Source organism: Acidovorax sp. GW821-FHT10E03, from assembly GCF_059415205.1.
The window spans coordinates 77,335-101,285 of record NZ_JBWKMU010000001.1; the positions used below are offsets into that span (position 1 = coordinate 77,335).

Sequence of the window (23,951 nt, forward strand, 5' to 3'; positions counted from 1 at the left end):
GTGCACAAAAGCCTTGTCCCAGCGTGCACGGCGCAGGGGGTTTACCCGGATTTCCGTGCCCGCCGCAGGAATAGCGGCGCGGCCGATAATCCCGCTGAGACAGGCGGCACCGTCTGCATGACGACTGGAGACACCCATGGCCCACCCTCTGACCGAGGTATCGACCGACACCGTGCCACCGCGCGACCGCCTGCACCTGTGGGGCGATGCGGTGTGGCGCCTCATTGGCGGGCTGGAGTCCGATGCGTTTGGCGACGAGGCCTTCGCGGGCCACATCACGTCGGGCCAGGCGGGCTACGTCAACCTGTGCCAGCTCGACGTGAGCCGCCACCGCGTGGTGCGCACCCCCAGCCTCATCCGCAGCAGCGACCGGGCCTACATCAAGGTGGTGGCGCAGCTCGAAGGGCGCGCCTGCTTCGAGCAGAACGGCCGCCAGGTGTGGCTGTCGCCGGGCGAATGGAGCGTGTACGACACCACGCGCGCCTACGCGGTGAGCAACCCGGAGGCCGTGCGCCAGATGGTGCTGATGATCCCCAAGGAACAACTGCCCGAGCGCAAGCTCAAGCTCGACGACCTGATGGTGCAGCGGTTTTCAGGCACCACGGGCGTGTCGCGCCTGGCGTGGGACACCATGCGCGCTGCGTTCACCGAGCTGCCCAGCATGTCCGACGCCGCTGCCGACGGCGTGGCCGACGTGATCACGCACCTGGTGCAGCTGTCGCTGCTGGAGCGCAACGGCCAGCACAGTGCCGTGTCGCAGCGCGAGGCCCTGCGGGACCGCATCGGCCAGTACATCGACCGCCACCTCGCAGACCCGGACCTCACCATCGACCGTATTGCGCAGGCGCTCAACTGCAGCAAGCGGCACCTGTACAACGCGGTGGCGGACGAGGAGAACACGCTGGCCACCATGATCCAGCACCGGCGGCTGGAGGCGTGCCTGCAAGACCTGCGCAGCAGCGCGCAGGCGCAGCGGTCGGTCACGGACATCGCGCTGTCCTGGGGTTTCTCCAACAGCGCCTATTTCAGCCGTGTGTTCCGCGCACATGTGGGCTGCAGCCCCAGCGAATACCGCATGCGGGCCCGGGTTCCGGCATTGCCACACTGAGCGCGCTCTCCGGCCGCTGCGCAGGCCTGTCGGCAGGTCGTTTCATAAGAAAAAACGCCCCTGCCGCTTTCAGCTATTGAATCAATAGCGGTCGTGCTGGCGGCAGGCGGCCCGCCCTGCGCGGGCGGGCGGGTAACTGTGCAAGCGCAGCCGTTTACTGGATGCTCAGCGACGTGGCCCGGCTCGCGGGCTCCAGGCGGGCCAGCGTCAGGGTCAGCACGCCGTTTTCCAGCTTGGCGGAGCTGTTGGCCACGTCGATATCAGTGGCCAGCTCCCAGGCGCGCTGCACCTGACGGGGCGCGCCCTCCACGCTTTGCAGGCGCACCTGGTTGCCTTCGATGCTGATGGACAGCTGCTCGCGGGCCAGGCCCGGTACATCCAGCTGCAAGGTGGTGGTCTTTTCGTCCTGCGTCACGGCGCAGCCGGCAGAGGCCGGGGCTGCGGGTGCGGCCAGTGCGCCCATCAGGAAACGCTGCAGCGCCAGGTCGGCGGAACGGGGGGACTGGGCATAAGCGGCACGGCGGATCACGGGGGCGAAGATCATGGGTAACTCCTATAAACTGCGCGGCTCTCGACGTGGTCGCCGCATGCCAAGGAGTTGTGTACGGCCGGGTTGCTTTTCAAGGGAAAAATGGCATGAATAAATTGCGCTCCGTGGGCTTGAAAACAGGCGCAGCGGCATTACGTCAACCGGTTTTGGCGCTGGCCGCGGCGCTGGTCTGCGCTGTGGCCCCCCTTTCCGCCAGCCATGCCCAGACCGCGCCCGGCACCACGGCCGCGGCCCCGGCCAAACCGGTGAAGGTGGCGCTCATCGAAAGCCTCTCGGGCGCGTTCGCCAACACCGGCGAGGCGGTCTACCGCAACGTCTACTGGGCCATGGAGCGTGTGAACGCACGCGGCGGCGTGCAGCTGCCCGCCAGCAGCGGCGGCCCCCGCCCGCTGGCGCTGGAGCGCTACGACAGCAAGGGCCAGAACGAGGAGGCCTTGTCGGCACTGCGCGCGGCCATCGACGACGGCGCGCAGGTCATCCTGCAGGGCAATTCGTCGGCCACGGCGGCGGTGCTGATCGAAGCCATCAACAAGCACAACGAGCGCGAGCCGAACAAGCGCGTGATCTTCCTGAACTACTCGGCGGTGGACCCGATCCTCACCAACGAGAAGTGCAGCTTCTGGCACTTTCGCTTCGACGCCCATGCCGACATGCGCATGGCCGCGCTCATGGAAGTGATGCGCGAAGACAAGGGCATCAAGAGCGTGTACCTCATCGGCCAGGACTACAGCTTCGGCCAGGCCGTGCTGCGCGAGGCGAAAAAGCAGCTGGCCGCCCAGCGCCCCGACGTGGCCGTGGTGGGCGACGAGCTGCACCCCATCGGCCGCGTGAAGGACTTCGCGCCCTATGCGGTCAAGATCAAGACCAGCGGCGCGCAGGCCGTGGTCACCGGCAACTGGGGCAACGACCTCACGCTGCTGGTGAAGGCCGCGCGCGAGGTGGGCTACGAAGGCAGCTTCTACACCTTCTACGGCAACGCCCTAGGCGCGCCCGCCGCCATCGGCGACGCGGGCATCGGCAAGGTGGTGGCCGTGGCCGACTGGCTGCCCAACGTGCCGGGCGCGCAGAGCGAGGCGTTCTACCAGTCGTTCCGCACGCGCTTTCCCAAGCCGCAGGATGACTACGTGCACATGCGCATGCAGCTCATGGTCGAGGCGCTGGCCCAGTCCATCGAACGCGCGGGCAGCACCGACGCCGTGGCCGTGGCGCGGCAGATGGAGAACGCGAATGTGCAGCTGTCGGGCCAGGGCGGCAGCATGCGCGCGGCGGACCACCAGTTCCAGCAGGCGCTGGTGGTGGGCGTGATGGACAAGAAGGGTGCACCGGGCGTGAAGTTCGACGTGGAGGGCTCGGGCTACGGCTTTCGCGTAGTGAGGCAGATTGCCGCCGCCAAGGCCCAGCAGCCTCACAGCTGTGCAATGCAGCGTCCCTGACGCGCGACTTGGGGATGTGCGGCCCAGCGCGCGCCGCATATCGATATGAAAAGTTAGCGCAACCGGTGGAGGCCCCCGGGCCACAGAATTTGCCGCATCGATCACTCATGCGCGATTCGCTGCCTCCACCGTGTCCTACGCCCTTTCCCTGCTCGACAAAAGTCCCATCCCCGACGGGGCCACGGCGGCCGAGGCGCTGCAGCGCACCGTAGCGCTGGCCCAGCGCGCCGAGCAACTGGGCTACCGACGCTTCTGGGTGGCGGAGCACCATGGCAACCCGGGCCTGGCCGGCTCGGCGCCCGAGGTGCTGGTGGCGCATCTGCTGGCGCGCACCTCGCGCATCCGCATCGGCTCGGGCGGCGTGATGCTGCAGCACTACAGCCCTTTCAAGGTGGCCGAGGCTTTCAAGGTGCTCGCCTCGCTGGCGCCCGGCCGCGTGGACCTGGGCGTGGGCAAGGCGCCCGGCGGCCTGCCGCTGTCCACGCGGGCGCTGCAGGCGCTGCACGACAAATCCAGGCCGTCCGATTTCAGCGCGCGCTTTGCGGAGCTGGACGCCTTCCTGCACGGCACGCTGGACCCGGACCACGCGCTGGCGGGCGCCGTGGCCTACCCCGCACCGCCCAGCCTGCCCGAGCGCCATCTGCTCGGCGGCAGCCCCGACAGCGCTGTGCTGGCGGCGCGCCACGGCTGGCATTTCACGTACGCGGGCCATTTCAACGGCGACCCCGTCAACATCGAGCGCACGGTGCGCGTGTACCGCGAAGCCGCTGGCCGGGCCCCGTCGCTGGCGCTCTATGCGCTGGTGGCCCCCACGCAGGCCGAGGCCGAAAGCCTGGTGGGTGCCTTGCGCGTCTTCAAGCTGCATTTGTCCACCGGACAGAGCGTGAACCTGCCCAGCGCGCAGGCGGCCGCGGAGTTCGCGCGCCAGGCCGGCGTGGCGGATTACCGGCTCGAAGAAACCCGGCCCCACGTGATCGCCGGCTCGCCCGAGCATGTGCGCGAGCAGCTCGATGTGCTCAGCGAGCGCTACGGCATCGAGGAGTTCGTGGTCGACACGCCCGTCACGGGCTTTGCCGAGCGGCTGGCGTCGGTCGAACTGCTGGCCGGTGCCTACGCCACCGCCGAGGTCTGAGCTGCCGGGCGCGGCCATTACTTTCCCTGGAAAAGACACCATGAGCTACACCCCATCCCCCATCCGTTTCGGCGTCATGCTGCATGGCGCAGGCGGCCACATGAATTCGTGGAAGCACCCCGCAGGCCCTGCGGACGCGAGCGTCAACCTCGACTTCTACATCGAGACCACGCGGAAGGCCGAGGCCAACGGCATCGCCTTCGCCTTTGTTGCCGACGGGCTGTTCATCAACGCGAAGTCCATCCCGCACTTTCTGAACCGCTTCGAGCCCATCTCCATCCTGTCGGCGCTGGCCGTGGCGACGTCGAAGATCGGGCTGGCGGGCACCATCTCCACCTCTTACAGCGAGCCATTCACGGTGGCGCGGCAGTTCGCGTCGCTGGACCTCATCAGCAAGGGGCGCGCCGGCTGGAACGTGGTGACCACGCCGCTGGAGGGCACGGCCAGCAACTACAGCCGCAACCACCCCGACCATGCGCTGCGCTACGAGATCGCCGACGAATACCTGCAGGTGACGCAAGGCCTGTGGGACAGCTGGGACGAAGACGCCGTGGTGCGCAACCGCGCCACGGGCCAGTTCTTCGACCCCGCCAAGCTGCACACGCTGAACCACAAGGGCCGCTTCTTCCAGGTGGCGGGGCCGCTCAACATCGGCCGGTCGCCGCAGGGGCAGCCGGTGATCTTCCAGGCGGGTTCATCGGACGCCGGCATCGGCCTGGCGGGCAAGTACGCCGATGCGGTGTTCACGCATTCGCCGTCGGTGGAGGAGACGCGCAGCTTTCTGCGCAAGGTCAAGGCCAGTGCCGTGGTGCATGGCCGCCAGGCCGACGATGTGAAGATCTTCCCCGGCATCGGGCCCGTGGTGGGCGCCACGCAGGAAGAGGCTGACGCCAAATACCAGGCCATCCGCGAGCTGCTCACGGTCGATGAAGCGCTGGCCTACCTGGGCCGCTACTTCGACCACCACGACTTCAGCCAGTACCCGCTCGACGAACCCTTCCCGGAGCTGGGCGAGATCGGCCGCAACAGCTTTCGCTCCACCACCGACCGCATCAAGGCCGACGCCAAGGCGCGCGGCCTGACCCTGCGCGAAGTGGCGCTGGAGGCCGCCACGCCGCGCTCGCAGTTCGTGGGCACGGGCGAGCGCGTGGCCGACGAGATCATCCGCTGGGTGGACGAGGGCGCGGCCGATGGCTTCATCCTGGGCTTCCCCGTGCTGTCGCAGGGGCTTGATGACTTCATCGCCCATGTGATCCCGGCGCTGGAAGCGCGGGGCCGCTACCAGCGCACGCTGCCGGGCCATACGCTGCGCGACCACCTGGGCTTGCCGCGCAAGGCCAGCCGGTATGCGCAGGCCGGTGCGGACGCAGCCACGGCGCCAGAGAAGAAGGTGGCGTGATGGGCGCAGCATTACCGACAGCGGCTTCCGCACACGACGTGCAGCGGGTGAAAAGTGTGGAAGAGGGCATTGCCGCTTTCATCCACGAGTTCCAGGCATTGCGCCGGGACCTGCACCAGCACCCCGAGCTGTCGTTCCAGGAGCACCGCACCTCGGCCATTGTGGCCGAGCGCCTCGCGTCCTGGGGCTACGAAGTAGCCACCGGCATCGCGGGCACCGGCCTGGTAGGCACGCTGCGCAAGGGGCAGGGCACCAAGACCCTGGGCATCCGTGCCGACATGGACGCACTGCCCATCACCGAGGCCACGGGCCTGCCCTATGCCAGCCGGAACGCCGGTGTGATGCACGCCTGCGGACACGATGGGCACACCACGGTGCTGCTGGCGGCCGCGCGCTTCCTGGCCGAGTCGGGCCGCTTCGACGGCACGCTCAACCTGATCTTTCAGCCCGCCGAGGAGAACGGCGGCGGTGCCCACCGCATGATCGGCGAGGGACTCTTCGAGCGCTTTCCGTGCGACGCGGTGTTCGGCCTGCACAACTGGCCCTGCGTGGGCGAGGGGCACTTTGGTTGCGTGACGGGGCCTGCCATGGCCTCGGTGGACCAGATCACCATCACCGTGCGCGGCAAGGGCGGCCATGGCGCTGCGCCGCATGAGACGGTGGACCCGGTGGTGGCCAGCGCGCACATCATCACCGCGCTGCAGACGGTGGTCTCGCGCAACGTCGATCCACTCGACATGGGCGTGGTCACGGTGGGCTCGATCCACGGAGGCAACGCACCCAACGTGGTGCCCGAGAGCGTGGAGCTCAAGCTCACGGCCCGCGCCTTCAAGCCCGAGGTGCGCGAGGTGCTCAAGGAGCGCATTCCGGCCATCGCCCGCGCGCAGGCCGAGAGCTTTGGCGCCACGGCCGATGTGTTGTACCGGCCCGGCTACCCGGCCGTGCTCAACCATGAAGCCGAGACGGAGCTGGCACGCAGCGTGGCGCTGGACACCTTTGGCGCAGCCCGTGTGGACGCAGGCTTTCGCCCGCGCACGGCCAGCGAGGACTTCGCCTTCATGCTGCTCAAGCGCCCTGGCAGCTACGTGTTCGTGGGCAATGGCGATGGGGCATCGCTGCACAGCCCGTACTACGACTTCAACGACGCCATCCTGGCGCCCTCGGCCACGTACTGGGTGCGGCTGGCCGAGCGCTTTCTGGCCTGAGACCCCTTTCACGAGAAAGCCCTCCCCATGAGTGACCGCTTCATCTACACCTCGCCTGCCGATCCCCTGGCCCGCCCGCTCATCGACGAGCTGTCGCACGAGTACGAGTCGCGCTACGGCGAGTTCTATGACCGCGAAGGCGGGCAGCGCGAGATGGAGAAGTACCCGCCCGAACTGTTCACGCCGGAGCACGGTGGCAGCTTTGTACTGCTGCTGCGCGGCGGGCAGGCCATTGGCGGCGGCGCCTTCAAGCGTCACAGCGATGCGCACACGGCGGAGCTCAAGCGCGTGTGGACGCACTCGGCCCACCGCCGCCAGGGCCTCGCCGCCAAGGTGCTGCGGGAGCTCGAAGCGCAGGCGCTGCGCCAGGGCTATGCGCGGCTGTACCTCACCACCGGCTTTCGCCAGCCCGAGGCCGTCGGGCTGTATCTGGGCCACGGGTACACGGCGCTGTTCGACACCACGCTGCCGCACGAGACGTACCGCCATCTGCCGTTCGAGAAGACTCTGCGCGCAGTGGACGGCCTGGAGTCCCCCGCCACGTTGACGACGGCGCCCGCCACACCGCACGCCCTGGGCCTGGGACGCGCTGCGGTCGTGGCGCAAGCGGCCTGAAAGCCGCCAAGCACACCGGCCCCGCCTGCCTCGCTCTTTTCCACGAACCCCGACAGCCTGCGAGACCTCATCACCATGTCCACCTCCACCACCCTGGACGCCGCAGCCGTTTTGCCGCTGGGCCCCGGCCATGCCGCGCCCCCTGGTGTCCACAGCCATGCGCCCGGCGCGCCTGCCCTCACACCCTCGCCTTCCCTGGCCCCTTCCCCGGTGAAGGGCGACTATTCACACTACAAAGTCGTGCCCGCGCGCTACCGGGCACGGGCGGCCGGCACGGTGTTTGCCGCCGTGGTCATCGCGCTGGTGCTGTATTCGGTCTTCACAAACCCGCGCTGGGGCTGGAGCATCTTCGGCGAGTATTTCTTCTCGGAGCCCGTGCTGGTGGGCTTGGGCCGCACGCTGCTGCTCACCGCGCTGGGGGCGCTGTTCGGCTTCACGCTGGGCACGGCGCTGGCGCTGGCCCGGGTGTCGCGCTCGCCGCTGCTGGTGGGGCTGTCGTGGACCTTCATCTGGATCTTCCGGTCCATCCCGGTCATCGTGCTGCTGCTCATCATCAACAACCTGGGCTACCTGTACGAGACCGTGAGCCTGGGCGTGCCGTTCACCGGCTGGACGTTCTTCTCGTACCCCACCACGCAGCTCATCAGCCCGTTCGTGGCGGCGCTGATCGGCCTCACGCTGAACCAGGCAGCCTTCGCGTCGGAGATCGTGCGCGGCGGCATCCTGTCGGTGGACCAGGGGCAGCTGGAAGCGGCGGCCGCCCTGGGCCTGCCGCGCCGCCGCCAGGCGTTCCGCATCGTGCTGCCGCAGGCCATGCGGTCCATATTGCCGGCGGGCTTCAACGACATCATCGGGCTGGCCAAGGGCACGTCCAACGTGTACATCCTGGCCCTGCCCGAGCTGTTCTACACCATCCAGATCATCTACCGCCGCAACCTGGAGGTGATCCCGCTGCTGATGGTGGCGACCGTGTGGTACCTCGTGATCCTCACGGTGCTGTCGCTGCTGCAGTACTACATCGAGCGGCATTTTTCCAAGGGCGCGCTGCGCAGCCTGCCGCCGTCGATCTTCGGCGGCATTGCGCAGCGCCTGCGGCCTGCGCGGCGCGCGGCCGTTCAAGGTGATACAGCGGTGACCGCACCGGCAGCAGCGCCCACGCCCGCCGTCGCCACCGTGCCGCGCTGGACGGGCGAGCGCAACCGCGGTGGTGAAGTCACCATCCACGGCGTGTCCAAGAGCTACGGCGCCCTGCGAGTGCTGAAGGACGTGACGCTGACGGTGCCACCCGGCAGCGTCACGGTGATCCTGGGGCAGTCCGGCTCGGGCAAGTCGACCTTGCTGCGCACCATCAACCACCTGGAGCGCGTGGACGATGGTTTCATTGCCATCGATGGCGAGCTGATCGGCTACCGCCAGGAAGCGGACACCCTGTACGAGCTGGGCGAGAAGGACATCCTCCAACGCCGGGTGGACGTGGGCATGGTGTTCCAGAACTTCAACCTGTTCCCGCACCTCACGGTGCTGGAGAACATCGTCGAAGCACCGGTCACCGTGCGCAGGCTGCCCCGTGCAGAGGCCGAAGCGCTGGGGCTGGAGCTGCTGGCGCGCGTGGGCCTGTCCGACAAGGCGCACAGCTACCCGCGGCAGCTTTCCGGCGGGCAGCAGCAGCGCGTGGCGATCGCGCGCGCCCTGGCGCTCAAGCCCAAGGTGCTGCTGTTCGACGAGCCCACGTCTGCGCTGGACCCGGAGCTGGTGGGCGAGGTGCTCGATGTGATCAAGGAGCTGGCGCGCACCGGCACCACGCTCATCATCGTGACGCACGAGATCGGCTTTGCCCGCGAGGTGGCCGACACGGTCGTCTTCATGGAGCAGGGCCGCGTGCTGGAAACCGGCACGCCCGCCAAGGTGTTCAGCCAGCCCGACCACCCCCGCACGGCGGAGTTCCTGGCCAAGGTGCTCTGAGCCGCCACCCGCCTCACATTCCCCCACCCGCAGCGGCCTTTCTGGGTCAGCCGGCCTTTAGCCCAGGCCGGGCTGCGGCATGGGCGCCGCTGTGATCTGCCGATTTTTTGTTTTTCCCTTTGCCTGTTTTCCTGACCCATCCATTTCATCCCCGGAGCCGATCCATGACCCTTGTGAACCGAACCCTCGCAGCCCTGGCACTGGCCGCTGCGTCCATCGCCGCACTGGCGCCCATCCACGCGACTGCGCAGGCCATCGACCTGAGTCCCGAGCAGCCCACGCGCCCCCGCTCGCAGAAGGTGGACGAGGCGATCAAGCTCGTCGCCAAGGATTTCAAGTTCGCCAAGGACGGCGTCCTCACCGTGGGCACCACCACGGGCCGGCTGCCGTTTGGCGCCTATGCCACCGACAACAAGACGCCCGTGGGCAACGCGCCGGACATCGCGCAGCTGGTGGCCGACAGCCTGGGGCGCAAGCTGGAGCTGGTGTCCGTGGCCTGGGCCGACTGGCCGCTGGGCCTGCAATCCGGCAAGTTCGACGTGGTGATCTCCAACGTCACCGTGACCGAGGAGCGCAAGGAGAAGTTCGACTTCTCGACCTACCGCAACGACCAGCTGGGCGTGTATGTCAAGGCCGACAGCAAGATCACGTCCATCAAAGAGCCGAAGGATGTGGCGGGCCTGAAGGTCGTGGTCGGCGCGAGCACCAACCAGGAGCAGATCCTGCTGCGCTGGAACCAGCAGAACATCGCCGCAGGCCTTAAGCCGGTGGACATCCAGTACTACGACGACGATGTGGTGCTGTACCTGGCGCTGGCCTCGCGCCGCGCCGACGCGTACCTGGCCCCCAACGGCATCGCCGCGCACAACGCGCGCGATGGCAAGACGAAACTGGTAGGCACCTTCTCGGGCGGCTGGCCGCAGGCGGCCGAGATTGCCGTGACCTCGCGCAAGGGTTCGGGCATTGCCGACGCGATCACCACGGCACTGAATGCGCAGATCAAGAACGGCAACTACGCCAAGGCGCTCGAGCGCTGGAACCTGCAGTCCGAGGCCATCCAGGTCTCGCGCACCAACCCTCCTGGCTTGCCCAAGAAGTAAGCCTGCAGCCTTCAAGGACCATCCATGATTCTGACTCTCCATTCCCTGTCGCGCCGCAGCCTGGTAGCCCTGGCCTCGGCGTGCGCGCTGGCCTGCGCGTGGACCGTGGCCGGTGCGGCCACCGCGTTTGACTTCAGCCCCGGGCAAAAGGGCCGCATCCGCGCCGAGAAAGACGCAGCGGCCGTCCAGTCCATTCCGAAGAATTTCAAGTTCGTGAAGGAGGGCGTCTTTACCGTGGCGATCGCGCCGTTTGCGCCGCCCATCGCCACCTATGCCAGCGACGCCAAGACCGTGGTGGGGTTCGATCCGGACTATGCACAGCTGATTGCCGACGCACTGGGGCTCAAGCTCGAACTGCTGCCGATTGCCTGGGCCGACTGGCCGCTCGGGCTCACCTCGGGCAAGTACGACGCGGTGATCTCCAACGTGGGCGTGACGGAGCAGCGCAAGGAGAAGTACGACTTCTCCACCTACCGCCTGGGCCTGCACGGCTTCTATGTGCGCGCCGACAGCAAGATCACGTCCATCAAGGAGCCCAAGGACATTGCGGGGCTGAAGGTCATCACCGGATCGGGCACCAACCAGGAGCGCATCCTGCTGGAGTGGAACAAGCAAAACGTCGCCGCAGGCCTCAAGCCCGTGGAGCCCGTGTACTTCGACGACGACGCCGCGCGGCTGCTGGGCGTGGTGTCGGGCAGGGCCGACGCCAACTTCAACCCCAACGCGCCGCAGGCCTACCACGCGGCCAAGGACGGCAAGATCAAGCTCGTGGGCACGGTGAACGCGGGCTGGCCGCTCAAGTCCGACGTGGCCATCACCACGCGCAAGGGCTCGGGCCTGGCCGATGCGCTGACGCTGGCCACCAATGGGCTCATCAAGAACGGCAAGTACACGCAGGCGCTGCAGCGCTGGAGTCTGCTGGAGGAAGCGTTGCCCAAATCGGAAACCAATCCCCCGGGCTTGCCCAAGTTCTGAAGCCCTCTGAGCCGCTGCGCGACTTCCCCCTCAGGGGGACGCACCCGGTGGACTGGCGAAGCCAGATCCACGGGTGCGCTGGTATGGGGGCGCGCCGGTTGCGGGCGTCTGTCGGTCTGATCGGCGTCTGTTGATCCTTTTTCTTTTTCATCCATGGCTATTTCTCATCTCGCATTTCTGACGCCGGGCAACTATGCCGAGGACAGCCCGCTGCAGGGTTTGGAAGACACCTTGCGCCTGTTCGAGCTGGGGGAAGCGCTGGGCTACCAGGGCGCCTGGGTGCGCCAGCGGCATCTGGAGCGGGCGGTGTCGTCCGCGGCCACGCTGCTGGCCGCCGCCACGCAGCGCACGGGGCGCATCGCGCTGGGCACGGCGGTGATCCAGATGGGGTATGAGAACCCTTTCCGGCTGGCCGAGGACCTGGCGACGGTGGACGTGCTGTCGCGCGGGCGCCTGCAGGTGGGGCTGAGTGCGGGGGCGCCACCCTACGGGCCGCTGTTGGGCGGGCGTTTGTTCGACGGCGATGCGCAGGCCATCGATTTTTCGCACGCGCGGGTGGAGCGGCTGCGCAGCAACCTGCGCGGTGATTATTTCGGCGACGACGACTTTTTCGTGGAGTCGCCCGCAGGACGCCAGCGCCCGCGGGTGCAGCCGCATGCGGCGGGGCTCGTGGAGAGACTGTGGTACGGCGGCGGGTCGCTGAAGTCTGCGCAGTGGGCGGGTGCCCAGGGCTACCACCTGCTGATCGGCAATCTCAACCGTGGTGAGCAGACAGACGATTTCTTCGCGGCGCAGCGCAGTCAGCTCGAACTGTTTCATGCCCACTGGTCGGCTCCCCACGCCCCGCGTGTGGCGCTGGGCCGGGTCGTCGTGCCGCTGGACAGCGCAGATGCTGCGAGCCGGGCGCGCTACCGAGCCTGGGCGGCGCTGCGCGAGGTTCGCACGATGGCACCCCAGGGCGAGCGCCGTACGCTGTTTGCGCGCGATCTGGTGGGGACGTCCGATGAGATCCTGGAAAGCCTGCGCCAGGACCCGATCGTGCCGCGCGTGCAGGAGCTGCGGCTGGAGCTGCCATATGACTTCAACGTGCACGAGTACGCGCAGATCCTGAGCGACACCGCGCAGTACATTGCGCCGGAGCTGGGCTGGGTTCCAGCGGCGGCCGGCCCGACTGTCGACGGCTACTGCGTGGACCGCGCAGCCGCGACGTCGCTGCCCAGCTCGATCACCGACATGGCGTAGCAGATCGACCGGTTGTAGCGGGTGATGGCGTAGCGGTTTTCGGTGCCCGGCACGTAGCTCGGCGTATCACCGCCGTTGTGTAGTTCGACGAGGCCAGGGGCGCGGCGGCGCCATCCAGCACGCCGCCCTTTGCTTGTATGCTGGCAGCGCTGAAGGTGGGCAGGAGTCTTGCGGTAAGAGGTGATCCAGTTGCAGCAGGCTCAGACCGAACGGGTTGTTTCAAGTTCAAAATGCTGACTCTATGAAGCACCGCCCAGCCCACGTCTTGCGGTGCGTTCAGCGCCGGATGCGCCGTCCCGTCTTGAACACCCACCACACCACGACAAGGCACAGGGCCATGAACACGAACGTCATGCCCGCGCTCACGCCGATGTGGACATCGGCCTGGCCGTAGAACGCCCAGCGCAACCCGCTGATGAGATAGACCACCGGGTTGAACAGCGAAACGGTCTGCCAGAACGGCGGCAGCATGCTGATGCTGTAGAACGCACCGCCGAGAAACGTCAGCGGTGTGATGACCAGTAGCGGTATCACCTGCAGCTTTTGAAAGCTGTCAGCCCAGAGGCCGATGATGAATCCGAACAGGCAGAACGTGACGGCGGTGAGCACCAGAAAGCCCACCATCCACACCGGATGCGCCACTTCGTAGGGCACAAACACCCTGGCGGTGGTGAGGATGAGCACCGATACCAGCAGCGACTTGGTGGCTGCGGCGCCGACATAGCCCAGCAGCACCTCGACCCAGTTGACCGGCGCGCTGAGCAGCTCGTAGATGGTGCCGGACCACTTGGGCATGTAGATGCCAAAAGCCGAGTTGGAAATGCTTTCGGACAGCAGCGACAGCATGAGCAGGCCGGGGATGATGTAGGCCCCATAGCTCACGCCGCCGATGTCGCCCATGCGCGAGCCAATGGCCGAGCCAAAGACGATGAAGTACAGCGCTGTGGACAGCACCGGTGCGATCAGGCTTTGCATCCAGGTGCGAAAGGCACGGTTCATCTCGAAGCGATAGATGGCACGCACGCCATGCAGGTTCAGGCCGGTCATGCTCGGGATGCTTTCTGTTGCGACGGGGCGTGGTCCTGGTCCTTGTCCTGGTGCACCAGGCCCACAAAAATGTCTTCGAGCGAACTCTCGCTGGAATGCAGGTCCTTGAAGTCAATCCCGTGTTCGGCCAGCGCGCGCAAAAGTGCGGCAATGCCTGTGTCTTCTTGCTGGGTGTCAAAGGTGTAGGTGAGCATGGTGCCACCCTGGCTAAGCACCAGTGGCCAGCGGGCCAGCGACGCGGGTATCTGCTGCATCGGTTGCTGCAGCGTGAGTGCAAGCTGCTTCTTGCCCAGCTTGCGCATCAGCACATTTTTGTCCTCCACCACGATCAGCTCGCCCTTGCGGATCACGCCGATGCGGTCGGCCATGTCCTCGGCTTCCTCCAGGTAATGCGTGGTCAGGATGATGGTGGTGCCCGCATCGCGCAGCGCCCGCACCAGGCGCCACATGTCGTGGCGCAGCTCCACGTCCACGCCCGCGCTGGGCTCGTCGAGGAACAGGATCTTGGGCTCGTGCGACAGCGCCTTGGCGATCAGCACGCGGCGTTTCATGCCGCCCGAGAGCGCGAGGATCTTGCTGTCCTTCTTGTCCCACAGCGACAGGTCCTTCAGGATCTTTTCGATGAAAGCAGGGTCGGGAGCCTTGCCGAACAGCCCTCTGCTGAAGTTGACCGTGGCCCACACGGTTTCAAACGAATCGGTGTGCAGCTCCTGGGGCACGAGGCCAATGGCCGCGCGGGCGGCGCGGTAGTCCCGCACGGTGTCATGGCCATCGGCGCTGATGGAGCCCGCCGTGGCATTGCTCATGCCGCAGATCACGCTGATGAGCGTGGTCTTTCCCGCGCCGTTGGGCCCGAGCAGGGCAAAGATCTCGCCGCGCCGGATGTCCAGGTCGATGTTCTTGAGTGCCTGGAAACCGCCAGCGTAGGTTTTGCTCACGCCGCGCACACGGACGATCGCGTCCGCAGCGGGCATGGAAGAAGGTGATGCAGGCATGGGATGGTGGTCAGGAATAGTGCATGCCGCCGCGGCGGTTGCCGGGCAAGCGGGGGAGCGACGCATTGTGGCTTGAGTTGCGCAACCGCGCTGGCAGGCGCTGGCAAACCCCGCTTTGGCCCTGCGGCCAGGACAGGTCTTTCCCCTTCGCCACCGGATGCGTGCGGTGCGGGTAGCACAGCTGGCTCCGATCCGCAGCCCCACCAGGCAGTTCGGCTCGCGAAGGGTATTGCGGGCCATCCGGTGCTCGGCCCCTCGGTCGACCCTGTGCGCCTGCTCCGGCCGCCTCAGCGCCAGGATCAGCGCGCTCGCGCCGCCGCCACCTCGCGGCCGAGCTCGATCACGGCCATCGCGTAGTAGCTGGACCAGTTGTAGCGCGTGATGGCGTAGAAATTCTCGGTGCCTGCCACATAGCTGGCGGGCTCGCCGCCGTTTTGCAGTTCCACCAGTGCCAGCGGGCCGGTGTGCTGCGCGCCCTGGGCATCCAGCACCGCGCCTTTGGCTGTCATGCTGGCCACGCTGAAGGTGGGCAGGATGTCGGGTGCCAGCAGGTCGTCGAGCTGCAGGCGCGCGGCGTCGAACTGCACGCCAAAGTGCGTGGGCATGCCTGGCGTCCAGCCATGGCCGCGGAAGTAGTTGGCCACCGAGCCGATGGCGTCCGCCGGGCTCTTGAACAGGTCCACGCGGCCGTCGCCATCGAAGTCAATCGCATAGCGCACCCAGCTCGACGGCATGAACTGCCCCAGGCCCATGGCACCGGCGTAGCTGCCACGGGGCTCGAACGGGTCGGTGTCGCTGCGGTTGGTGAGGCTCAGGAACTGCTCCAGCTCACCGCGGAAAAATGCGGTGCGCTCCTTGGCACGCGGGTGGGTTGACGGGAAATCAAACGCCAGCGTGGCCAGCGCGTCCATCACCCGGAACGTGCCCATCTGCTGGCCGTAGATGGTCTCCACGCCGATGATGCCCACGATGATCTCGGCGGGCACGCCGTACTCGCGCTCGGCCCGCTCCAGCGTGGCCTCGTTCTCCTGCCAGAACCGCTGGCCGGCGCGGATGCGGATGGGGTCGATGAAGCGGCTGCGGTACACGCGCCAGTTCTTGGCGGTGCCTTTGGCTGGCGGCAGCATGAGGCGGGGGACCTGTGGTAGGAAGTGCGCCTGCCCGATGGCCTGGCGCACCCATTCGCGGTCCAGGTCGCGGCGCGCGGCCAGGTCGTCGGCAAACTGCAGGGCCTCGGGGCGCGATGCATAGGGCACCGCGGGCTTTTGCTTCGTGGCGGTGGGTTTAGAGGGTTTTTGGGGGCTGGCGCTTGCTGTTATTGCGCAAGATGCTATTAAAAATATAGCAATATTGGCCCATCGGGCTGTCTTCTTCATGTCGGTTGTTCGTTACTTTGTTGTGTCCCTGCGCCGCGCAACCGGCGCGGCCCGGGCCAGCGTCACCGCGCAAGGGCAGCCCCGCCGCGCTGGCGGAGCCGAGAGAAGGAGCTGGAGGCCGCGGATCCAGGCCTGCCTGCGCAGGCTGGGACGGCCCCGAAGGGCTGCCGTCTCTGGCGGCTGCACGGAGCGGCGAAGCCGCTCAGGGGGATGATTCATTTCTTGGGCCAGGGCAGGGTGCGGAATTCGCGCCGCAGCGTGCCCAGTTCGGTGTCGGGGTGGGGGGCGTAGCGCAGTCGCTCCAGCCGCAGCAGCCAGTCTGCCACTGCGTCGGCTGGCGCCCCGAATTGTGCCCGCACCCGTTCGGCCATCGCGCGCGGTGGCAGGGTTTCCGGCAGTGGCAGGCCCGCGCGCGCCAGGCGCTGGCGCGTGCGGGCCAGCAGCCGCAGCCAGGGGTCGTGCTGGCTGCGTTCCCACAGGCTCCAGCCCATGCCGCCCAGCGCGGCCGCGATGACCAGGGTGCCCAGCACGGTGGTGAGGTCCTGCCAGCTGGGGGATTCAAACCCCAGCGCCTTGAGCAGGTCCATCTGGCGGCTCTGCGTGTAGTTGAGCACCCACTGGTTCCAGCTGTTGTTGACGGCTTCCCACACGGCGCGCAGGTTCTGCACCATGCCCGGGCTGAGCGCGCCCATCGCTGCCGCGAACGCGCCTTGGGGCGCCTGCAGGCGCTGGAACGCCCCCACGCGGCCTGGCGAGACGGCGCCCGTGGGGTCCACGCGCACCCAGCCGCGGCCTTCCATCCACACCTCGGCCCAGGCGTGGGCATCGGCATTGCGCACGGTCCAGTAGCCGTCCACGGGATTGCGTTCACCCCCCTGGTAGCCCGTGACGATGCGTGCGGGCACATCCAGGGCGCGCATCAGCACCACGAAGGCCGAGGCAATGTGTTCGCAAAAACCTTCCTTGCGGTCAAACCAGAACTCGTCGGCGGTGTGTTCGCCATAGACGCCGGGATCGAGGGTGTAGGTGTAGCCGCCCGTGCGCAGGCGCTGCAGGGCCGCATTGACCAGCGCGCTTGTTCCGCCGCTGGCCAGCGCGGGGTCTGCGCGCATTTGCGCGGCCAAAGCCAGGGTGCGGGGGTTGAAGCCGGGGGGGAGCTCCGTGTACACGCGCAGCTGCCGCACGGACTGCTGGGGGCCATGGCGGTACTCGGGGTAGCTCACGGCCTGGTAGCGCATCACCTCGGTGATGGGGCGTGAGGTCATCCACTGCAGGTCCTGGGTCATGTAGGCCCGCATGTTGTTGGGCAGCTCGGGCGCCTCGGGGGTGGCTTCCAGCACCATCAGCCAGGGTTGCCGCTGGGGCTCGAGCGTCACTTCGTAGCGCACGGCCGGTCCGCTGACCTGCAGGTTGGCTGGCAGGGCCGCGCGTGCGGCCCAGGCGCTGTCTTCGCGAAACGGCTCTGCCTGCCATTGCCGGCCATCGAACGCCGTCATGACGGGGCCGCGGAAGTACAGCGCCGATTGGGGCGGGACATCGGTGGGCGCCCCCGCGAAGCGCAGGCGGATGGCCACGCGTTCGTCGAGCGCGATCTCGGCCATCTCGCCGATCTTCATGGTGCCCGACAGGCCGCTGCGCCCCGTGAGGTTCTCCCCGGGCATGCCCCACAGCGGCGCCATGCGCGGAAACAGCATGAACAGCGCCACCATGATGGGCGCCCCCAGCAGCGCCATGGTGCCCGCCATGCGAAAGGTCTGCGCCAGGGGCGGGCGCCCCACCGGCATGTGGGCATTGACCAGCGCCATGAGCAGGCCCAGCAGCGCCACCAGCATGGCGGCGGCGGTGAGCAGCGACTGCGAGAAGAAGAAGTTGCTGAGCATCGTGAAGAAGCCCAGGAAGAACACCACCATCGCGTCGCGGCGCGCGCGCAGCTCCAGCATCTTGAGCGCCAGCAGCATGACGACCAGGGTGACGCCCGCATCGCGCCCGAGGATGGTGCGGTGCGTGAACAGCGTGCCCGCCACCGCCACCACCAGCAGGGCGCCCACGGTCCAGCGCCCGGGCAGGGGCCGGCCTTTCCAGGCGAGCCAGCCGCGCCACAGCAGCAGCCCGCCGGCCAGCAGGCTGGTCCACACCGGCAGGTTGGACACCTGAGGTGCGATGACCCAGACGATCACGAACAGCAGAAAGAGCGTGTCGCGGGCGTCGCGCGGCAGGGAAACAAGGGTTCGGCGCAGGTTCATGGCAACGGTCCAGGCCCGGCTTGGAGTGGTGGACATGCTATAAAAAATATAGCTCCCTGCGCCTTGCCTGTATGCGACAGGGGCCCACTGGATACGGATTTTGAAGCGGGGTTCAGCACAGCGCCAGTGCCTCCAGGCAATTTCGTCGGTGCGCCGCACCCGTGTCCGGGGCGATCTCGACACCCGGCAGGCGCAGGCCATAGTCCAGCCCCAGCCGGTCGGCCTGCAGCACCCAGGCGGTCAGGCGCGAGATGCGGGCTTCGTGGTCGGGCAGCGAGGCGCGGGCCAGGTCCAGCCACAGTTCGTGCCGTTGGGCTTGCTGGGCGTCGCGGCTGACCAGGTCGTCCGTGCCAGTGCCCAGCGATTTGGCGGCCTTCTTCCAGACCACGAGCTTGAGCGGGTCGCCCCGGCGGTAGGCGCGCACGCCGTCGAATTCGCCAATGCCCTGCGTGGGCGTGTTGCCGGCGCCGCCCGCGCGCGGTTCGCCGGTCGGCAGCGGCGGTGCCGGGGTCTCGGGCGCGGGGTAGACCAGCACCTGGGCCGCGGGCCGCCAGTATGTCCAGACGCGGAAGGTGCCGAGCGGAAAGCGCGTCTCGGCCGTCAGCGTGGGCACGCGGTGCAGGCCCCGGCGCGGGGGCTTGAAGGCGACCTGCACGCTCGACTGGCCTTGCGCGGGCACGTCGGTCCAGGCCCAGTGGTGTGCCTCCTTGCCCGTGCCGTGCACCGACAGGGCGATGCCGTAGCGCGGCGTCTTGCGCTCGCTGGACAGCTGGATGTCAAACGCCGTGCTGGTGCCCATGAAGTGTGGCTCGGGCGCCTTCAGGTGCAGCGTGAGGCCGCGCAGGTTGGCGTGGCAGATGTGCATGCCCACCACGGCGCTGCCCGCCAGCAGAAAGGTCAGCAGGTAGCCCAGGTTGAGCTGGTAGTTGATGGACGCGATGAGCAGCACGATGAGCGTCAATGCCAGCATCCAGCCCGAGCCGGTGGGCAGGATGTAGACATTGCGCTGCGTGAGCGCGAGCGTGTCGCTCAGCGGCAGGCGCGCCTGCCACCAGCGCTGGAAGCGGCGGCGCAGTGGCGCAAGCGGGCTCACCCGGGCCAGGATGGCGCGCCAGCCCCCGGTCGGGCGGAGCGTGGCGGGGGGATGGGCGGCTGTCATTTCACGGCAGCGGCACGGCCTCGACCATGGCGCGCACCTGTTCCACCGCGCCGCGTCCGGCATCGCCCACGGGCACCAGGCGGTGGGCGATGGTCTGGGGCAGCACGGCCTGCACGTCGTCGGGCGCCACGTAGTCGCGCCCGCTGATGAGGGCCTGTGCCTTGGCCGCACGCACCAGGGCGATGCCCGCGCGGGGCGAAAGGCCCTGCAGGAACCACCGGCCCGAGCGCGTGGCGGCGATGAGGTCCTGCACATAGTTGAGCAGCGGGTCGGCCGCATGGATGGCCTGCACCTGGCGCTGCAGCTCGGCCAGTTCCTCGTCGGACAGCAGGGGCAGCATGGTGTCCACCATGTCGCGCCGGTCCGCGCCCGCCAGCAGCACGCGCTCGGCCGCGCGGTCGGGGTAGCCGATGGAGATGCGCATCAGAAAGCGGTCGAGCTGCGATTCGGGCAGCGCGAAGGTGCCCAGCTGGTCGTGCGGGTTCTGGGTGGCGATCACGAAGAAGGGGTGGGGCAGGGCGCGCGTCTCGCCCTCTACCGACACCTGCTTTTCCTCCATGGCTTCGAGCAGCGCGCTTTGCGTCTTGGGGCTGGCGCGGTTGATTTCGTCGGCCAGCAGCACCTGGGCGAACACCGGGCCAGGGTGGAACACGAAGGCTTCCTTGCCGCGCTCGTAGACCGAGACGCCCGTCAGATCGCTGGGCATCAGGTCGGCCGTGAACTGCACGCGCGAGAACTGCAGGCCGAAAGTGCGCGACAGCGCATGGGCCAGGGTGGTCTTGCCCACCCCCGGAACATCCTCGATGAGAAGGTGCCCGCCGGCCAGCAGGCAGGCCACGCAGTCCTGTACCTGGGCCTGCTTGCCCACGATCACCGTGTTAAGCTGATCCAGAAGCGATTTGATCTTGTGCTGTGCATTCATTGTCATGGCGCGACGTTATCCGAAAACCATCCAAAAAAATACGAGACACGGGGATTGACTGTGAGCAAGACGGGCTATTTCACCCATCGGGATTGTTGGAAGCACGAGATGGGCCCGGGCCACCCAGAATGCCCCGAAAGGCTCGATGCCATCGAAGACCGCTTGCTGGTCACCGGGGTGGGCGATGCGCTGGAGCGCTACGAGGCCCCCGAGGCCTCGCTGGCCGACATCGAGCTGGCGCATGGCCGCATGCACATCGCGGCGCTGCGGGGCCTGTCCGACCGGCTCAACGAAGAGCTGATGGCGGGCGGCCCGAGCTACGCGCAGATCGACACCGACACCTCCATCAACGCCCACACCTGGAAGGCGTCGCTGCGCGCCGCGGGTGCCGCGCTGGCCGCCACGGATGCGGTGATGGCCGGCGAGGTCGAGAACGCGTTCTGCTCCGTGCGTCCGCCCGGGCACCATGCATGCCGCGACAAGGCCATGGGTTTTTGCTTCTTCAACAACGTGGCGGTGGCCGCCAAATATGCGCTGCAGCGCTACAACCTGCAGCGCGTGGCGGTGGTGGACTTCGATGTGCACCATGGCAATGGCACCGAGGACATCCTGGCGGGCGACCCGCGCGCGCTGATGGTCAGCATCTTCCAGCACCCGTTCTACCCGTACAGCGGCGACCAGGACCCGGCCCCCAACATGGTCAACGTGCCCGTGCCAGCGTACACCCGTGGCATGGACATCCGCGAGATCATCGAGATGATGTGGATGCCGCGCCTGGAGGCCTTCAAGCCCGAGATGATCTTCGTCTCCGCCGGCTTCGACGGCCACCGCGAGGACGACATGGGCCAGCTGGGCCTGACCGAGCAGGACTATGCCTGGATCACCCAGCGGGTGAAGGACGTGGCCCGCCGCTATTCCCAGGGCCGCATCGTGTCGTGCCTGGAGGGCGGTTATGTGATGGGGCCGCTGGCGCGCAGCGTGGAGGCGCATCTGCGCGTCCTGGCTGATCTTTGACTCCCCCTGAGCAGCCTGCGGCGTCTTCCCCCTGAGGGGGACGCCACCCGTGGCCTGGCGAAGCCAGTTCCACGGTGGCACTGGCCTCATGCGCGCCTGTTTCAAACGCCCCTCGCATTGCTGTGCACAGGAGAAACAACATGACGATTCCGAATTCTGACGAGCTGCTGCTGATCACCCGTGATACGCGCGGTGTGATCACCCTCACTTTGAACGACCCTGCACGCTTCAATGCGTTGGGCTCTGAAATGCTGACAGCCCTGCAACAGGCGCTGGACGAAGCGCACCGCGACGAATCTGTGCGCGTGGTGGTGCTGGCCGCAGCGGGCAAGGCCTTCTGTGCCGGGCACAACCTCAAGGACATGGCGGCGAACCCGGAGCTGGCGTACTACCAGAAGCTGTTTGCCCAATGCAGCCGCATGATGCTCACCATCCACAAGCTGCCCGTGCCCGTGGTCGCCAGGGTGCAGGGCATGGCGACGGCGGCGGGCTGCCAGCTGGTGGCGCAGTGCGACCTGGCCGTGTCGGCCGACAGCGCGAGTTTTGCCACCAGCGGCATCCACTACGGCCTGTTCTGCGCGACGCCCAGCGTGCCGCTGGTGCGCAATGTGCCCGCCAAGCGGGCGATGGAAATGTTGCTCACCGGCGATTTCATCGATGCCCCCACCGCGCTGGCACAGGGCCTGGTGAACCGCGTGGTGCCCGCCGATGCGCTGGACGCCGAGGTGGAGATGCTGGTGCAGTCCATCCTGCAAAAGCCCCGCGTGGCCGTGGCCATGGGCAAGGCGCTGGTGTACCAGCAGCGCGAGCTGGGCATGGATGCCGCCTACCAGCTGGCGGGCCAGGCCATGGCCACCAACATGATGGACGAGGCCGCGCAGGAGGGCGCGCGCGCCTTTGCGGAAAAACGCCAGCCCCGCTGGAAGCGCTGAGGATCGCCACGATGGACAAGCCGATGCTCGACGATGTGGGCCTGTGGGTGCAGTCCTTCCTCAGCCCGACGGTGCTGGTGGAGCTGGCGGCCTTGGCGGGGTGCGTCGCCCTGGCCTGGGGCCTGGTCTCGCTGCTGCAGCGGGGCCTGCACCGGGGCGATCCACGCTCCATTCTGTTTGGCACCCGCATCGTGGATGGCGCGCTGTTTCCGCTGGTGCTGCTGAGCCTGGCCTATGTGGCGCGCACGCTGCTGCACCACTGGGTGGCGCTGGCCGCCTTCAAGCTGGCGATCCCGGTGCTGGTGGCGCTGGTGGTGATCCGCATTGGCGTGAAGGTGCTGCAGGTGGCATACCCGGACGCTGCCTGGGTGCGGCCCATCGAACGCTCCATCTCCTGGCTGGCCTGGCTGGGCATGGTGCTCTGGGTCACGGGACTGCTGCCGCTGGTGCTGGAGGAGCTGGACCAGATCCACTGGAAGGTAGGGGGCGCGACGCTGTCGGTGCGCACCATCATCGAAGGCGCGCTGACCGCCGGTGCGGTGCTGCTCATCGCGCTGTGGATCTCCGCCGCCATCGAGTCGCGCCTTCTGCGCTCGGCCACGGGGGCGGAACTGTCGCTGCGCAAGGCGGTGAGCAATGCCGTGCGGGCGCTGTTGATCTTCGTCGGGCTCATCATGGCGCTGTCGGCCGTGGGCATCGACCTGACGGCGCTGTCGGTGCTGGGTGGTGCCGTGGGCGTGGGCATCGGCTTTGGCCTGCAGAAGCTGGCGTCCAACTACGTGAGCGGGTTCGTCATCCTGGCCGAGCGCAGCATGCGCATCGGCGACAACGTGCGCGTCGACAATTTCGAAGGCCGCATCACCAACATCAATGCGCGCTACACCGTGGTGCGTTCGTCCACGGGGCGCGAGTCCATCGTGCCCAATGAAATGCTGATCACCCAGCGGGTGGAAAACCTGTCATTGGCCGACCCCCGCGTGTGGCTGTCGACCGTGGTGAGCGTGGCCTACGAAAGCGACGTGGACCTGGTGACCCGGCTTCTCGCGGACGCCGCGCTGGCCAGCAGCCGGGTGCTGCGCGATCCCGCCCCCAGCGTGGCCCTCTCGGCGTTTGGGGCCGACGGGCTGGAGTTCACGGTCGGCTTCTGGATCGCCGACCCCGAGAACGGCTCACTGGGCCTGCGCTCGGAGATCAACCGCGCCATCCTGAGCGCCTTGCGCGCCCACCAGATCGAGATTCCCTACCCCCAGCGGGTCATGCACGTGCAGGTCGAAGGGGGGCTGGCGGCGGCGCTGTCACCCGGCGCGCCAGCGGCGCCTGGGGCTGCCACCGCGCGGTGACCGGGCCCCGGGGGCCGCGAACGGGGTGCCGCATGCGACAGCAGACTCTAGACAGGCGCCCGGTGCACTCGCCTATAATCGACAAAAAGCACGATCGTTCTTTTTTGGAATCGTGAGGTCTGTGTTCCGGCCCCGTAGCGCTTTCGTTGCAGTGCGGCATAGAATGTTCTAGTTTACGTAAACGTCAATTCAACCAACTCTA

The 23,951-nt window shown here is 67.6% G+C and carries 20 protein-coding genes; 13 read left to right on the forward strand and 7 right to left on the reverse strand.

Translation table 11 applies throughout. The features are described from left to right. Positions 1 to 136 precede the first annotated feature (136 nt). Positions 137 to 1,108, forward strand: a complete 972-nt coding sequence (locus tag AC07OD_RS00330) for an AraC-like ligand-binding domain-containing protein (protein WP_494594531.1) — start codon at positions 137 to 139, stop codon at positions 1,106 to 1,108. Between the two features lie 154 nt (positions 1,109 to 1,262). On the opposite strand, the gene AC07OD_RS00335 is transcribed toward AC07OD_RS00330, so the two are convergent. Continuing rightward, positions 1,263 to 1,652 carry an Hsp20/alpha crystallin family protein gene (locus AC07OD_RS00335; protein WP_218340645.1) on the reverse strand — a complete coding sequence of 130 codons (390 nt, stop codon included), beginning with the start codon at positions 1,650 to 1,652 and terminating at the stop codon, positions 1,263 to 1,265. Between the two features lie 92 nt (positions 1,653 to 1,744). Here AC07OD_RS00335 and AC07OD_RS00340 point away from each other — a divergent pair, with 92 nt between their 5' ends. The 9 genes from AC07OD_RS00340 (at position 1,745) to AC07OD_RS00380 (ending at position 12,721) form a co-directional block, all read left to right on the forward strand. Further along, positions 1,745 to 3,091 carry a branched-chain amino acid ABC transporter substrate-binding protein gene (locus AC07OD_RS00340; RefSeq protein WP_494594533.1) on the forward strand — a complete coding sequence of 449 codons (1,347 nt, stop codon included), beginning with the start codon at positions 1,745 to 1,747 and terminating at the stop codon, positions 3,089 to 3,091. 130 nt (positions 3,092 to 3,221) lie between these two features. Beyond that, the gene (locus AC07OD_RS00345) at positions 3,222 to 4,223 is read left to right on the forward strand and encodes an LLM class flavin-dependent oxidoreductase (RefSeq protein WP_218386104.1); all 1,002 of its coding nucleotides are present in this window, start codon (positions 3,222 to 3,224) and stop codon (positions 4,221 to 4,223) included. Between the two features lie 40 nt (positions 4,224 to 4,263). Continuing rightward, on the forward strand, positions 4,264 to 5,622 hold the full coding sequence (locus tag AC07OD_RS00350; protein WP_494594535.1) for an LLM class flavin-dependent oxidoreductase: 1,359 nt from the start codon (positions 4,264 to 4,266) through the stop codon (positions 5,620 to 5,622). Beyond that, the gene (locus AC07OD_RS00355) at positions 5,622 to 6,827 is read left to right on the forward strand and encodes a M20 aminoacylase family protein (RefSeq protein ID WP_494594537.1); all 1,206 of its coding nucleotides are present in this window, start codon (positions 5,622 to 5,624) and stop codon (positions 6,825 to 6,827) included. Before AC07OD_RS00350 ends, AC07OD_RS00355 begins: the two co-directional genes overlap by 1 nt. 27 nt (positions 6,828 to 6,854) lie before the next feature. Beyond that, the gene (locus tag AC07OD_RS00360) at positions 6,855 to 7,442 is read left to right on the forward strand and encodes a GNAT family N-acetyltransferase (RefSeq protein ID WP_494594539.1); all 588 of its coding nucleotides are present in this window, start codon (positions 6,855 to 6,857) and stop codon (positions 7,440 to 7,442) included. 75 nt (positions 7,443 to 7,517) lie between these two features. Next, entirely contained in the window at positions 7,518 to 9,404 is a 1,887-nt protein-coding gene (locus AC07OD_RS00365; protein ID WP_494594541.1) for an amino acid ABC transporter permease/ATP-binding protein, read from the forward strand. Positions 9,405 to 9,568: 164 nt separating this feature from the next. Further along, on the forward strand, positions 9,569 to 10,504 hold the full coding sequence (locus AC07OD_RS00370; RefSeq protein WP_494594543.1) for an ABC transporter substrate-binding protein: 936 nt from the start codon (positions 9,569 to 9,571) through the stop codon (positions 10,502 to 10,504). A 24-nt stretch (positions 10,505 to 10,528) separates the two neighbouring features. After that, complete coding sequence (locus AC07OD_RS00375) at positions 10,529 to 11,479, forward strand: ABC transporter substrate-binding protein (RefSeq protein WP_494594545.1); 951 nt, start codon at positions 10,529 to 10,531, stop codon at positions 11,477 to 11,479. Between the two features lie 153 nt (positions 11,480 to 11,632). After that, positions 11,633 to 12,721, forward strand: coding sequence for an LLM class flavin-dependent oxidoreductase (locus AC07OD_RS00380; RefSeq protein WP_218340654.1), 1,089 nt, complete (start codon positions 11,633 to 11,635; stop codon positions 12,719 to 12,721). 276 nt (positions 12,722 to 12,997) lie between these two features. On the opposite strand, the gene AC07OD_RS00385 is transcribed toward AC07OD_RS00380, so the two are convergent. From AC07OD_RS00385 to AC07OD_RS00410, 6 genes are all read right to left on the reverse strand, one after another. Next, positions 12,998 to 13,759 carry an ABC transporter permease gene (locus AC07OD_RS00385; protein ID WP_218294445.1) on the reverse strand — a complete coding sequence of 254 codons (762 nt, stop codon included), beginning with the start codon at positions 13,757 to 13,759 and terminating at the stop codon, positions 12,998 to 13,000. A gap of 5 nt (positions 13,760 to 13,764) precedes the next feature. Further along, positions 13,765 to 14,763, reverse strand: coding sequence for an ABC transporter ATP-binding protein (locus AC07OD_RS00390; protein WP_369641911.1), 999 nt, complete (start codon positions 14,761 to 14,763; stop codon positions 13,765 to 13,767). A gap of 299 nt (positions 14,764 to 15,062) precedes the next feature. After that, positions 15,063 to 16,139: a lytic murein transglycosylase B gene (gene mltB / locus AC07OD_RS00395; RefSeq protein WP_494594548.1), complete on the reverse strand. Its 1,077-nt coding sequence runs from the start codon at positions 16,137 to 16,139 to the stop codon at positions 15,063 to 15,065. A 215-nt stretch (positions 16,140 to 16,354) separates the two neighbouring features. After that, complete coding sequence (locus AC07OD_RS00400; protein ID WP_494594550.1) at positions 16,355 to 18,382, reverse strand: transglutaminase TgpA family protein; 2,028 nt, start codon at positions 18,380 to 18,382, stop codon at positions 16,355 to 16,357. A gap of 112 nt (positions 18,383 to 18,494) precedes the next feature. Continuing rightward, the gene (locus AC07OD_RS00405; RefSeq protein ID WP_494594552.1) at positions 18,495 to 19,541 is read right to left on the reverse strand and encodes a DUF58 domain-containing protein; all 1,047 of its coding nucleotides are present in this window, start codon (positions 19,539 to 19,541) and stop codon (positions 18,495 to 18,497) included. A 1-nt stretch (position 19,542) separates the two neighbouring features. Next, complete coding sequence (locus tag AC07OD_RS00410; RefSeq protein ID WP_218294447.1) at positions 19,543 to 20,463, reverse strand: AAA family ATPase; 921 nt, start codon at positions 20,461 to 20,463, stop codon at positions 19,543 to 19,545. A gap of 108 nt (positions 20,464 to 20,571) precedes the next feature. On the opposite strand from AC07OD_RS00410, the gene AC07OD_RS00415 reads away from it, so the two are divergent. From AC07OD_RS00415 to AC07OD_RS00425, 3 genes are all read left to right on the forward strand, one after another. Continuing rightward, a complete protein-coding gene (locus AC07OD_RS00415; protein WP_255591329.1) occupies positions 20,572 to 21,477 on the forward strand; it encodes a histone deacetylase family protein in 906 nt (301 codons plus the stop codon). Between the two features lie 140 nt (positions 21,478 to 21,617). Further along, positions 21,618 to 22,409, forward strand: coding sequence for an enoyl-CoA hydratase (locus tag AC07OD_RS00420; protein WP_218340659.1), 792 nt, complete (start codon positions 21,618 to 21,620; stop codon positions 22,407 to 22,409). 11 nt (positions 22,410 to 22,420) lie between these two features. Continuing rightward, positions 22,421 to 23,749, forward strand: a complete 1,329-nt coding sequence (locus AC07OD_RS00425) for a mechanosensitive ion channel family protein (RefSeq protein WP_218293909.1) — start codon at positions 22,421 to 22,423, stop codon at positions 23,747 to 23,749. Positions 23,750 to 23,951 lie beyond the last annotated feature (202 nt).

Coding starts and splice junctions, on each gene's coding strand:
- AC07OD_RS00330 (WP_494594531.1), top strand. CDS start 137: ATGGCCCACCCTCTGACCGAGGTATCGACCGACACCGTGCCACCGCGC.
- AC07OD_RS00335 (WP_218340645.1), bottom strand. CDS start 1,652: ATGATCTTCGCCCCCGTGATCCGCCGTGCCGCTTATGCCCAGTCCCCC.
- AC07OD_RS00340 (WP_494594533.1), top strand. CDS start 1,745: ATGAATAAATTGCGCTCCGTGGGCTTGAAAACAGGCGCAGCGGCATTA.
- AC07OD_RS00350 (WP_494594535.1), top strand. CDS start 4,264: ATGAGCTACACCCCATCCCCCATCCGTTTCGGCGTCATGCTGCATGGC.
- AC07OD_RS00355 (WP_494594537.1), top strand. CDS start 5,622: ATGGGCGCAGCATTACCGACAGCGGCTTCCGCACACGACGTGCAGCGG.
- AC07OD_RS00360 (WP_494594539.1), top strand. CDS start 6,855: ATGAGTGACCGCTTCATCTACACCTCGCCTGCCGATCCCCTGGCCCGC.
- AC07OD_RS00365 (WP_494594541.1), top strand. CDS start 7,518: ATGTCCACCTCCACCACCCTGGACGCCGCAGCCGTTTTGCCGCTGGGC.
- AC07OD_RS00370 (WP_494594543.1), top strand. CDS start 9,569: ATGACCCTTGTGAACCGAACCCTCGCAGCCCTGGCACTGGCCGCTGCG.
- AC07OD_RS00375 (WP_494594545.1), top strand. CDS start 10,529: ATGATTCTGACTCTCCATTCCCTGTCGCGCCGCAGCCTGGTAGCCCTG.
- AC07OD_RS00380 (WP_218340654.1), top strand. CDS start 11,633: ATGGCTATTTCTCATCTCGCATTTCTGACGCCGGGCAACTATGCCGAG.
- AC07OD_RS00390 (WP_369641911.1), bottom strand. CDS start 14,763: ATGCCTGCATCACCTTCTTCCATGCCCGCTGCGGACGCGATCGTCCGT.
- mltB (WP_494594548.1), bottom strand. CDS start 16,139: ATGAAGAAGACAGCCCGATGGGCCAATATTGCTATATTTTTAATAGCA.
- AC07OD_RS00400 (WP_494594550.1), bottom strand. CDS start 18,382: ATGAACCTGCGCCGAACCCTTGTTTCCCTGCCGCGCGACGCCCGCGAC.
- AC07OD_RS00405 (WP_494594552.1), bottom strand. CDS start 19,541: ATGACAGCCGCCCATCCCCCCGCCACGCTCCGCCCGACCGGGGGCTGG.
- AC07OD_RS00410 (WP_218294447.1), bottom strand. CDS start 20,463: ATGAATGCACAGCACAAGATCAAATCGCTTCTGGATCAGCTTAACACG.
- AC07OD_RS00415 (WP_255591329.1), top strand. CDS start 20,572: ATGGGCCCGGGCCACCCAGAATGCCCCGAAAGGCTCGATGCCATCGAA.
- AC07OD_RS00420 (WP_218340659.1), top strand. CDS start 21,618: ATGACGATTCCGAATTCTGACGAGCTGCTGCTGATCACCCGTGATACG.
- AC07OD_RS00425 (WP_218293909.1), top strand. CDS start 22,421: ATGGACAAGCCGATGCTCGACGATGTGGGCCTGTGGGTGCAGTCCTTC.